The sequence below is a fragment of the Mycobacterium sp. genome (assembly GCF_032161845.1).
GTDB lineage: Bacteria > Actinomycetota > Actinomycetes > Mycobacteriales > Mycobacteriaceae > Mycobacterium.
Genome location: NZ_JAVRQA010000037.1, coordinates 1 through 9,405, shown reverse-complemented (window position 1 = coordinate 9,405; position 9,405 = coordinate 1). Strand labels below are relative to the sequence as shown.

Below are 9,405 nucleotides of genomic sequence, written 5' to 3'. Positions count from 1 at the left end.
GGATCGTCGCCGTCCACCCAGTCCCGCACTGCCAGGCCCAGTTCCACCACCGCGGAGTCCTTGAGAGACGCCAACTCCATCCGCGGCACCACGACGGTCGGTTCGCCATCGGCGGGCAGCACCAACGCCGTCAGTCGCTCGAAGGTCTGCGCCCGCGAACCGACGAGGTAGCGCAGGTCGTACCCGGGCGTGATGACCAGACCTGCCAGGCCGGCCTCCGCGGCGGCGGCACTCGCCGCCTTCAGCCGTCCCGCGTACACGTCGGTGGGAAATCTGCCGGTATCCATGGCCTCGAGATTAATCGGCACGCAGATAGGTGGCGACCTCGATCAGGTTGCCGTCGGGATCGCGACAGTAGTGCGACGTCATCGGACCGAGCGCGCCCGTCTTGGTGACCGGGCCCTCGGTGATCTCGACGCCGCACGCACGCAGATGCTCACCGATGACGTCGGCTGCGACGTTGGCGATGAAGCACAGGTCGAGGCAGCCCGGCGCGTCCACGGCCCCCGTCACCCAGTTCGGTGCCCCGGTGGGCCGCACGTTGAGCTTCTGGTTGCCGAAACGCAGCGCGATCCGGCCGCCCGCGAAGCTCTCGCGGGTCATCCCGAGCACCCGGACGTACCAGTCGGCGATGGCGTCGACATCGGACGTGTTGACGACGACGTGATCGATGCGGTCGACGGAGAAGGTCATACCCCCTCTCTACCGCACGCTACTGTCAGTCGGATGCTGCGTGACATCCGCGATCTCACCGACGAGCGCGAAGCCTATGCCGATGAGCTGAGGCGACGCTGGGGCGGACTTCTGAGCTATCGATACATCGGCCGCAAGTACGCCTCCATGGATCCTCGCGACGTCGACGACACCGTCACGCTGCGCCACGACATGCGCAATCCGACGGGCGGCTTGCTGCTCGCGGTGCTGGGGATCTCGGCGCCGGAGAGCGGACACATGTCGGATCTGGAGGCGGTGCCCAACCCCGTCGTGCACTCCTGCCAGATCCTCGACCCCGGCCGCGACGTCCGCCGCATCGAGATCGTCTCCGAGGAACTTCGCCGCGGCAGGCAGATGGGGTACAGCAGGGCCAAGATCGTCGACGCCGACCGACCCGACCGCGTGCTCGCCCTCATCGAGGGCCAGGGGGTCAGCATCGGGACGCCGCCCGACGGTCTGCAGAAGATGGAGGTCGACGACATCGCAGTCGTCGACTCCCCCGACCTGCCGCCACTCTGGCAGGTGTTCGGCGCCCACCGCAGACCGGACGGCCACTGGGCACTGCCCGAGTTGTCCGCCGAGGTCGCCTCGCCCGACGCCGCGCTGCACATCGGACCGCAGTTCGTCGTCCTCGAGACCGCCGCCGCCGACGCAGCAGCCGACCTGGTGAATTCAGTTCTGCTGCAGGGTGTTTCGTCTCACGTGATGTTCCTGGCCCGTGGCAAGGCCGGCCCGTTCCGGGTCGAGACGGAACCGCTGGCTGGCCCCGCCGGTGTGGTCGCCGTCCGGGTCGTATTGCACGATGAGGGCAACGGAGACAAGGCGATCACCTCGGGCTCCTACCTCTTTCGAACGGAGACACTGGAATGACCGCACCCGTCATGCTCCTCGACGGCGCCAGCATGTGGTTTCGGTCCTTCTTCGGCGTCCCGTCGTCCATCACGGCACCCGACGGCCGCCCGGTGAACGCGCTGCGCGGCTTCCTGGACACCATCGCGACCCTCGTCACCAAGGAGCGCCCGCGGCGACTGGTGGTGTGCCTGGACCTCGACTGGCGACCGCAGTGGCGGGTCGACCTGATCCCGTCGTACAAGACGCACCGCGTCGAGGTGGCCAACCCCGGTGACGATCCGGACGTCGAGGAGGTGCCCGACGACCTCACTCCACAGGTCGCCATGATCATGGCCATGCTCGACGCCTTCGGGATCGCCACCGCTGGCGCGCCGGGATACGAGGCCGACGACGTCCTCGGCACGTTGGCGGCCACCGAGCGCCGCGATCCCGTCATCGTGGTCAGCGGAGACCGGGACTTGCTCCAACTCGTCGCCGACGACCCCGTTCGGGTCAGGGTCTTCTACATCGGCCGGGGGCTGGCCAAGGCGACGCTCTTCGGTCCCGCCGAAGTCGCCGACCAGTACGGCGTGCCACTGGAACGCGCGGGGTCCGCCTACGCGGAACTGGCTGTGCTGCGGGGTGATCCGTCCGACGGCCTGCCCGGCGTGCCAGGCATCGGCGACAAGACCGCCTCGACCCTGCTGGCCCAGCACGGCTCCCTGGAACGGATCATGGCGGCTGCCGCCGACCCGTCGTCGAAAATGCCTGCCGCGCAACGCAAGAAGCTAATGGCCGCGACCGACTACGTGACCGTCGCGGAGAAGGTGGTCCGGGTGGCCACCGACGCGCAGGTCGGCATGTCGACGGAATCTGATCTGCTGCCGCTCACCGCAAGGGATCCACGGAGGGTCGCCGAGCTCGCGGGCGAATATGGTGTCACCTCGTCCGTCGCGCGCCTTCAGAAGGCGCTCGACGCGCTGCCCTCGCGCTAGCGGGGCCTGCCGACCTCGTAGGTGCCGCTGTCGTCCTGGAACGTCACGGTGACCTGGCGCTTGGTGCCGTCGATGCTGACCTCGCAGTCGAAGGTGCCACCCTTGACGACCTTGGGGTTCGCCCCCTTGTTGCAGCTCACGTCTTGGACGTTCTTGGCGCCGTAGCCGTTGGTCTGGTCACTGAGGATCTGCTGCACGCCCGACTGCGCGGCGTTGATGTCGAGGTTCGTCGTGACGAAGAAGCCGGGCTTCCAGAAACCAAGGATGCCCACCACGATCACGATGATCGCGACCAGGGCGCCGACCACGCCGAGGATCACGCCCATCGACTTCTTGGAGCCGCTGTCCGTGGACGAGTACGGCGAGAACTGCTGGTTGGGGTCGTACTGGCCGGGTTGCTGACCGAACTGCTGCTGATTGGGGTCGTACTGCCCGTACGGCGGCTGTTGCCCGTACTGGGGCGGCTGACCGTACTGCGGCTGCTGCGGGTAGGACGACGGGCTGTACGCGGTGGGCTGCTGGTACTGCGGCTGACCATACGACGGCTGCTGGTAGGGCTGCTGCCCGTACGCCGGAGGCTGCTGACCGTAGGCGGGCGGCTGCTGACCCCAGGCAGGTTGTTCGGGCTGCTGCTGTTCGGGAGCCTGAGGCTGCCAAGCGGGGTCGGCCGGCTGCTGACCCGCCCACGGCTGGGTGGGATCGGATCCCTGCGGTCCGCTCATCGTCTCTCCTTGGTTGCTTCCATCGTCAAAATCGAAACGTTGGCCACAGACTACCCCGCATCAACTGCCACAACGCCGCGCCGAATCGCGTCGATCGCGCGTTTCGCCGACGTCCGCAGGGCCGATGTGGGGGCGGCGTTCCGCACCTGGTCGAGCAGATCGAGCACCTGCCGACACCACCGCACGAAATCGCCTGCCGACAAGGGCGATCCGCTACCCGAGGCATCGGAGGCCGCCAGCGACGCCGACAGGTCACCCGTCGTGGCCCAGCGGTAGATTGCGGCCACGAAGCCGGCATCCGGCTCTCGACTCGCCGGGAGACGGTGCCTCTGCTCATCGGCATTTATCTCCGACCATGACCGCCGGGTCTGCGACAGCGCCCGCCTCATGCCGGGGGTTGCGCCCTCGACAACCGAAGTCGCGCCCGGCGTGTCGCCCCTTGACTCGAACAGCACGGCTGACAGCACACCGGCCAGTTCGGCGGCGTCGAGACCATTCCAGGTGCCGCTGCGCAGACACTCCGCGACGAGGAGGTCGCTCTCGCTGTAGATGCGCGCCAGCAGAAGTCCGTCGGCGGTCACCTTCAGATCGCCATCCTCGACCTTCTCGATGAAGCCACGTTCGGTGAGCAACAGCACGATCCGGTCGAAGGTGCGGGCCAGCGAGTTGGTCGCGGCGTTGACCTTCTTCTGGATGTCGGCGTTGTCACGCTCGATGCGCAGAAAGCGCTCGGCCACCCTGAGCCGCTCTTCCCGGTCGGCGAGATGGTGTGCCGGGTGGGCCCGCAGCTGGTCGCGCAGACCGGCGAGTTCGGGGTCGACGTCGTGTTCCCGAACCCCGTGTTCCCGATCTTGGCCCTGCTGACCACGTTTGGGCCGCCCACCGGGTACTTGCAGCCCGGCGGCCGCCGACCGCAGCGCCGACGCGACGTCGCGGCGGACCCGCGGCTGCCGGTGTTCGACGCGCTTCGGCAAGGTCATCGACCCCAACCGCGACGACGCCCCGGAGTAGTCCGTCGACGAGATGCGGCCCGCCCAACGGTCTTCGGTGAGGACCAGCGGCCTGGGGTCGTCGCGGTCACCGGCGGGCTCCAGCACGACCGCGAGGCCGCCGCGGCGGCCCTGCCCGATCGTGATGATGTCGCCACGGCGCAGCGCGGCAAGGGCGTCATTGGCCGCCTGGCGGCGCTGCACCCGAGACGCCCGGGACTGCGCCCGTTCGCGTTCGGAGATCGTGGCGCGCAACCGCGCATAGGCGAGGATCGGTGCGTCCCGGCCGCCGAACTCGGCCGCGAGCTCATCCATCATCCGCTCACCGCGCGACACTCCGCGGACCAGGCCGACGACGGAGCGGTCCGCCTGGAACTGCGCGAATGACCGTTCCAAGAGCTGGTGCGCCTGTTCGGGGCCCATCTGGTGCGCGAGGTTGATCGTCATGTTGTACGACGGTGCGAACGAGCTGCGCAGCGGGAAGGTACGGGTGGACGCGAGCCCCGCGACGTCGGCGGGTTCGACGTCCGGATGCCACAGCACCACGGCGTGGCCTTCGACGTCGATGCCGCGGCGACCGGCCCGCCCGGTCAGCTGGGTGTACTCCCCCGGCGTCAACGGCGCGTGCTGCTCGCCGTTGAACTTCACCAACCGCTCGAGCACGACGGTCCGGGCGGGCATGTTGATTCCCAAAGCGAGTGTCTCCGTGGCGAACACGGCCTTCACCAGCCCAGCGGTGAACAGCTCCTCGACCGTGTGGCGGAAGACCGGCAGCAGCCCAGCATGGTGAGCCGCGATGCCACGGAGCAACCCTTCCCGCCATTCGTAGTAGCCGAGTACCACCAGGTCGGCGTCGTCGAGATCGGCACACCGCCGGTCGATCACCTCGGCGATGCGCGTCCGCTCCTCGTCGTTTGTCAGCCTCAACGACGAACGCAGACACTGCTTTACCGCCGCATCGCAGCCAGCGCGGGAGAATACGAACGTGATGGCGGGCAGCAGACCCTCTTGATCGAGTACGGCGATCACGTCGGGCCGTGCCGGCGGACGGTAGAAGGTCGGACGGCCACGCTGGCCGGAGTTTCCGCGATTTCCCTGCCTGCCGCGCGGCTGCCAGTCCGAAAGCCGATCGGCTTCCCGCCGGTGCGAGATGTGCCGAACCAGTTCGCGGTCCACCAGCGTGGCGGAGGCGTTCGCGTCGGCACCCTCGAAGAGGTCGAAGACCCGCTTGCCGACCATCATGTGCTGCCACAGCGGAACCGGCCGGTGCTCGTCGACGACGACGGTGGTGTCGCCACGCACGGTCTGAATCCAGCCACCGAATTCCTCGGCATTGCTCACCGTCGCCGAAAGGCTGACAAGTCGAACGTCTTCGGAGAGGTGCAGGATCACCTCTTCCCAGACCGCGCCACGCATCCGGTCGGCCAGGAAGTGCACCTCGTCCATCACGACGTGCGAAAGACCACGCAGGGCATCGGAGTTCGCGTACAACATGTTTCGAAGGACCTCGGTGGTCATCACCACCACCGGTGCATCGCCGTTGATGTTCTGATCACCGGTCAGCAGACCGATGCGCTCGGCGCCATAGCGCTGAACCAGATCGTTGTGCTTCTGGTTGCTCAGCGCCTTGATCGGCGTGGTATAGAAGCACTTTCGGCCCGCAGCGAGCGCAAGGTGCACCGCGAACTCCCCCACCACCGTCTTACCCGCACCCGTCGGCGCACAGACCAGGACGCCGTGCCCGTTCTCCAGTGCCGTGCAGGCGCGAACCTGAAATCCATCCAGCGAGAACGGCAATTGCTCGGTGAAGTCGGCGAGCTGCGTCCTACCGGGTGACTGCTCAGGTGGCTTGGTCATCGATGCCCAGCCGGGACGGGGTGGGCACGGCACTCGGCGGCTCGACGGGCTCAACGTCACCGAGGGGTGCGGCCATGTCGTCGGGCACGTCCTCGAGGGCCGCGCGGCGGGCCTTTCGGTTGTCGTTGAAGCGCGCGACCTGGATGGCCAACTCGAGCAGCAGCGTCAACGCCGATGCCAGGGCCAGCATCGAGAACGGATCCGAACCCGGCGTCGCGAAGGCGGCGAAGACGAACAGGCCGAAGATCAGTCCTCGACGCCACGCCTTCAATCGCTCATAGGGCAGCATGCCGACCAGGTTCAGCATGATGATCAGCAGTGGGAACTCGAAGCTAATGCCAAAGACCAACAGCAGATTGAGGAGGAAGCTGAAGTACTGATCACCGTTGAGCGCCGTCACCTGTACGTCACTGCCGACCGTGAGCAGGAAGCTCAGCGCCTTGGACAAGACGATGTAGGCGAGCACCGAACCGGTGATGAACAGCGCCGCGCCGAAGGCGACGAACACCGAGGCGAAGCGTCGCTCCTTTCGGTACAGGCCCGGGGTGATGAACGCCCAAAGTTGTTGCAGCCAGATGGGGCAGGCCAGCACGACGCCTGCGGTCAGCGCGACCTTGAGCCGCAGCATGAACTGATCGAACGGTGCCGTCGCGAGCAGCCGACACTCGCCGTTTGGCGCGATGTCGGCGCGCGACGAGGCGGGGAGCGAGCAGTAGGGCTCACGCAACCAGTCACCGAGGCTGCGTACGCCGAGGAAGCCATGGCTGTACCAGAAGAATCCGAAGATCGTCGTGAGCAGGATGGCGGCGACCGCGATCAGCAGACGATTGCGTAGCTCCTGCAGGTGGTCGACGAGGGACATCGTCCCGTCGGGATTGGCCTGCGATCGGCGACGGCGGGGGTCGAGCCGCTTGAAGATTCCGGGAATGCGCACGGGTTGTCTGGACGCCACCTACCGGCGCGGCCTCGCGGCGCGCCGAGGGGATGGGTTGGTCAGGCCGGTCGCTGCTCGGTGGGCTGCTGAGGAGCCGGTGCCGGCTCCACCCGCTCCGACGTGATGGGCGTTGGCGACGCTGCCGGCTTGGCCGGCTCGTCTTCCTTGCCGTCGGACTGCATCTCCTTGATCTCGGACTTGAAGATGCGCATCGACTTCCCGAGCGACCGCGCCGCATCGGGGAGCTTCTTGGCACCGAAGAGCAACACGAACACTGCGATGACGATCAACCAGTGCCACGGTTGTAGACCACCCAATTTGGACACCTCCAGATGTTGCGGACGAGTCTACTCGCCCTCTATTGCACTGCGGACTTCGTACGCCTCGAGCGCGGCGACGGCGGATTCCCGAACCCGGTCGGCCAGCGACTGCGGTTCCAGCACGCGCACAGCCGAGCCGAAGCCGAGGACGAGCCGCGCCATCCACCCGTCGGACCCATAGGTCATGGCCGCCACGCAGGCGCCATCGGGCAGCTCGCGCACCACCCGCAGCGGGTAGTAGTCGAACATCCAGGAGGCGGACCGGTCGATCAGCAGCGTTGCCGCAGGCAGTGCCGGATCCGCATCGAATAGCGAGGTGTCCGGGCGGGCGGCGACGGCGGGTTCTGGCGGTGACGACCGCTCGTCGAGAACCCGCGCGTCGACGATGCGGTCGAAACGGAACAACCTGACACCCTCTGCCGTCCGGCACCACGCCTCGAGGTAGGTGTGGTCGGCGACCAGCACCACGCGGATCGGATCGACGACTCGACTCGACAGCGTGTCGTGGCTCGCCGAGTAGTAGTCGATCGACAACGCGCGGCCGTCCCGTACCGCGGCGCGCACCGCTGCGGCGGCGCCGCTCTCGATGGGGGCGGGCTCGTCGGTCGCGGCGTCGGCGCCCTCACGGGCCCCGGTGGCAGTCCCCGCCGCGGATTCGATCTTGGCGATCGCGCTGCGGGCGGCTTCCGGATCGACGAGGCCGGGGACCTCGAGCAGCGCCCGCAGTGCCACCAGGATCCCGGTCGCCTCTGGAGAGGTGAGGCGCAGGGGGTGGTCCATCCCCGCCGAGAACGTGACGTCGATCGTGTCACCGGAGAACTCGAAGTCGATGAGATCGCCTGGACCGTAACCGGGCAGCCCGCACATCCACAGCTGGTCGAGGTCGAGGGTGAGCTGCTTCTCCGTCACCCCGAGTTCGGCGGCCGCCTCGGCGCGGGTGATCCTCGGGTTGGCCTGGAAGTACGGGACCATGTTCAGCAGCCGCACCAGCCGCGTCGACACGCTACTCATGCGCGATCCGCTCCGCTTCTCGCTGGTCCCTCATGCGAGACACCCTCCGCCTGTCCGCGAAGCCGGGCAATCACGTCCTCCCGCAACGACTCTGGCTCCAGCACGACGGCATCGGCGCCGTAGCTCGCGACTTCGCGCGCCAGCCGGTCCTGCCTACTGATGTCGAGCGTGATCTCGTCTCCGGCGCGCCCCGCCAACGTCTTCGCGGTCGCAATCTCGCCCTGTCGCCGCAACGCCGTGGCGCGGCCGTCGGCCACCCATACCCTGGCCTTCGCGCTTGGCGGCGCCTCGGCGACTGCGAGGTGCACGATGTCTCGCAGGTTGACGCCGTCGGGTCGATGCACCGCGTCCCTCGGCCCGATCGCCTCGACGTCGGCATCGATGCGGGACAGCCGAAACGTCCGAGTGGCTTCTCGGGTGCGGTCGTGCCCGACCAGGTACCAACGGCCGCTGTAGGTGACCACGCCCCATGGCTCGACGGTGCGATCGGTGAAGGGCTCACTGCGGGAGGCGCGGTGCTTGAACCGGACCGCCTGTCCAGAATCGATCGCGGCCAACAGGATTCCCAGCACGTCCTCGGATCCACGCAAACCGGGCAGTGCGGCGGTCGTGGTGATCGCGATGGCCGACTCCGGCGCCTCGACGTCGACGCCCGCGGCCCGCAGCTTGAGCAGCGCACCCTGGGTGACCGTCACCATCTCGGGCGACTCCCACAGCTGCGTTGCCATCGCAACCGCGGCGGCTTCATCCGCGGTCAACTCCACGGGAGCCAGCGCGTACGCGTCGCGGTTGATCTTGTAACCCTCGGTCGGATCGAGCGATGACACCCGCCCCGTCTCCAGCGGGATGCCGAGATCGCGCAATTCGTTCTTGTCCCGCTCGAACATCCGCGAGAAGGCCTCGTCGCTGGGGCTCTCGGCATAGCCGGACACGGTCTCGCGGATCCGTTCGGCCGTGATGAACGTGCGGGTGGATAGGAGCGCGATGACCAGATTCATCATCCGCTCGACTTTGGAGATCCCCACCCGGAGA

10 protein-coding genes are annotated in these 9,405 nt (G+C 67.6%); 2 read left to right on the top strand and 8 right to left on the bottom strand.

What is annotated here, in order from left to right; genetic code table 11:
• On the bottom strand, positions 1 to 287 hold a 287-nt coding region (locus QOD90_RS02295; RefSeq protein ID WP_526346263.1), incomplete at its 3' end, for an aminopeptidase P family N-terminal domain-containing protein.
• Between the two features lie 10 nt (positions 288 to 297).
• A complete protein-coding gene (locus QOD90_RS02290; protein WP_526346261.1) occupies positions 298 to 693 on the bottom strand; it encodes a VOC family protein in 396 nt (131 codons plus the stop codon).
• 33 nt (positions 694 to 726) lie between these two features.
• Here QOD90_RS02290 and QOD90_RS02285 point away from each other — a divergent pair, with 33 nt between their 5' ends.
• Complete coding sequence (locus QOD90_RS02285; RefSeq protein ID WP_526346259.1) at positions 727 to 1,584, top strand: hypothetical protein; 858 nt, start codon at positions 727 to 729, stop codon at positions 1,582 to 1,584.
• Positions 1,581 to 2,540, top strand: coding sequence for a 5'-3' exonuclease (locus tag QOD90_RS02280; RefSeq protein WP_526346257.1), 960 nt, complete (start codon positions 1,581 to 1,583; stop codon positions 2,538 to 2,540). Before QOD90_RS02285 ends, QOD90_RS02280 begins: the two co-directional genes overlap by 4 nt.
• On the opposite strand, the gene QOD90_RS02275 is transcribed toward QOD90_RS02280, so the two are convergent.
• The 6 genes from QOD90_RS02275 to QOD90_RS02250 are packed head-to-tail and all read right to left on the bottom strand — an operon-like array spanning position 2,537 to position 9,398.
• On the bottom strand, positions 2,537 to 3,262 hold the full coding sequence (locus QOD90_RS02275; protein WP_526346255.1) for a DUF4333 domain-containing protein: 726 nt from the start codon (positions 3,260 to 3,262) through the stop codon (positions 2,537 to 2,539). The two genes, QOD90_RS02280 and QOD90_RS02275, sit on opposite strands and share 4 nt — an antisense overlap.
• 50 nt (positions 3,263 to 3,312) lie before the next feature.
• Positions 3,313 to 6,108, bottom strand: coding sequence for a DEAD/DEAH box helicase (locus QOD90_RS02270; protein WP_526346253.1), 2,796 nt, complete (start codon positions 6,106 to 6,108; stop codon positions 3,313 to 3,315).
• Positions 6,092 to 7,042, bottom strand: coding sequence for a twin-arginine translocase subunit TatC (gene tatC / locus QOD90_RS02265; protein WP_526346251.1), 951 nt, complete (start codon positions 7,040 to 7,042; stop codon positions 6,092 to 6,094). The genes QOD90_RS02270 and tatC overlap by 17 nt, the downstream gene beginning before the upstream one ends.
• Positions 7,043 to 7,101: 59 nt before the next feature.
• The gene (gene tatA, locus QOD90_RS02260) at positions 7,102 to 7,359 is read right to left on the bottom strand and encodes a Sec-independent protein translocase subunit TatA (protein WP_526346267.1); all 258 of its coding nucleotides are present in this window, start codon (positions 7,357 to 7,359) and stop codon (positions 7,102 to 7,104) included.
• A gap of 30 nt (positions 7,360 to 7,389) precedes the next feature.
• Positions 7,390 to 8,373: a helix-turn-helix transcriptional regulator gene (locus QOD90_RS02255; RefSeq protein ID WP_526346249.1), complete on the bottom strand. Its 984-nt coding sequence runs from the start codon at positions 8,371 to 8,373 to the stop codon at positions 7,390 to 7,392.
• Positions 8,370 to 9,398 carry a helix-turn-helix transcriptional regulator gene (locus QOD90_RS02250; protein WP_526346265.1) on the bottom strand — a complete coding sequence of 343 codons (1,029 nt, stop codon included), beginning with the start codon at positions 9,396 to 9,398 and terminating at the stop codon, positions 8,370 to 8,372. Before QOD90_RS02250 ends, QOD90_RS02255 begins: the two co-directional genes overlap by 4 nt.
• Positions 9,399 to 9,405 lie beyond the last annotated feature (7 nt).

What these genes read in the sequence shown, in the direction of transcription:
- QOD90_RS02290 (WP_526346261.1), bottom strand. Translation starts at nt 693, where the DNA reads ATGACCTTCTCCGTCGACCGCATCGATCACGTCGTCGTCAACACGTCC.
- QOD90_RS02285 (WP_526346259.1), top strand. Translation starts at nt 727, where the DNA reads ATGCTGCGTGACATCCGCGATCTCACCGACGAGCGCGAAGCCTATGCC.
- QOD90_RS02280 (WP_526346257.1), top strand. Translation starts at nt 1,581, where the DNA reads ATGACCGCACCCGTCATGCTCCTCGACGGCGCCAGCATGTGGTTTCGG.
- QOD90_RS02275 (WP_526346255.1), bottom strand. Translation starts at nt 3,262, where the DNA reads ATGAGCGGACCGCAGGGATCCGATCCCACCCAGCCGTGGGCGGGTCAG.
- QOD90_RS02270 (WP_526346253.1), bottom strand. Translation starts at nt 6,108, where the DNA reads ATGACCAAGCCACCTGAGCAGTCACCCGGTAGGACGCAGCTCGCCGAC.
- QOD90_RS02255 (WP_526346249.1), bottom strand. Translation starts at nt 8,373, where the DNA reads ATGAGTAGCGTGTCGACGCGGCTGGTGCGGCTGCTGAACATGGTCCCG.